The organism is Neisseria sp. P0021.S007 (genome assembly GCF_051956855.1).
Genome location: NZ_JBQCXA010000348.1, coordinates 1 through 796, shown reverse-complemented (window position 1 = coordinate 796; position 796 = coordinate 1). Strand labels below are relative to the sequence as shown.

General features: G+C 45.1%; 1 protein-coding gene and 1 pseudogene. Both read right to left on the bottom strand.

All coding sequences use genetic code 11. From position 1 onward, the window contains the following. A pseudogene (locus ACTHUR_RS13260) lies at positions 1 to 99 on the bottom strand (lipopolysaccharide heptosyltransferase I); the annotation flags it as partial. Positions 100 to 135: 36 nt separating this feature from the next. Next, positions 136 to 771, bottom strand: a complete 636-nt coding sequence (locus tag ACTHUR_RS13255; protein WP_107813964.1) for a nicotinamidase — start codon at positions 769 to 771, stop codon at positions 136 to 138. Positions 772 to 796: the final 25 nt, after the last annotated feature.

Genomic DNA, 796 nt, shown 5'->3' with positions numbered 1-796 from the left:
CAGTTCTACATCAGGGCATTGTCGCGCCAAATCTTCGATTGCGGGCAAAGTGTGAATTAAATCGCCCATACTGGACAAGCGGACAAGCAAAATTTTCATATTTAGGAAGGGTGTTTCACGTGAAACAATTTTAACTTATTGATTATTAATATATTTTTTAATTTCTTCAGCGTTTTTCAAGATGATTGCACCAGAAGAACGCATTTCCTGCCATGCCGTTTCGATGGTATCCGGCGCAATGCCCCGACAAGCCGCTTCATTGACGATAACCTGCCAATTGCCGCCTTTTAGCAACTGCAAAACCGTTGTTTTCACACAATAATCCGTAGCCAACCCGCCGACAATGACCGTATCCGTATTTTGACAACGCAGCCATTCGATCAACCCTGTGCTCAGTTTTTCCTCGATATCGTGAAAACACGCGCCGTAAGGATGCAATTCAGGATCAACGCCTTTCCAAACGCAATAATCGTATTCCTTGGCAGAAGGCAGTCCGTCCAACAATTCATAGCCGCGCGTACCGACCATCGCATGAGCCACCCAAGTCAAATCCGCATCGGGCAAACCTGTCGGCTTTAACATATCAACAGGGTTATCCACAAGCCATTTCGCTGCCGCATGATGCGCATCTTTCGTCATCACGCGCAAATCCGCCAAAGTGGCTTGGGCATTCAATTCTTCAACAATCAAATGCCCCTCGTTTACAGGCAGCTCTTTAGGACACAAAGGCGTAAAAGTTTTTTGTGCATCAACATCAATGGAAACAATCATCTCATCATTTCAAAGCGATTAAAAT